1 protein-coding gene is annotated in these 224 nt (G+C 69.2%); it reads left to right on the top strand.

Features of this window, described 5'->3' with window-relative positions; genetic code table 11:
• Positions 1-224, top strand: a 224-nt coding sequence (locus JFN93_RS25355; RefSeq protein ID WP_199387181.1) for a hypothetical protein, incomplete at both ends; no start/stop codon positions are given.

Genomic DNA, 224 nt, shown 5'->3' on the forward strand with positions numbered 1-224 from the left:
CAAATCGCCGGCCTCGATACCGCTCACGTCCAGGCGCTGGGCACCGCACAAGTTGCGGTCCTCTCCACCGCCCAGGCTCAGGCACTCGGCGCGGCAGGCGTTGGCGCACTTACTTCCGATCAGCTCCGCGCGCTGACCACCGCCGACGTGGCGGCCCTGACCACCGCCGAGATCCAGGCGATCAGCACCACCAACCTGGCGACCCTGACCACCGCGGAAATCGC

It is taken from the genome of Geomesophilobacter sediminis, assembly GCF_016458275.1.
In the GTDB taxonomy this organism is placed as follows: Bacteria; Desulfobacterota; Desulfuromonadia; order Geobacterales; family Geobacteraceae; genus Geomesophilobacter; species Geomesophilobacter sediminis.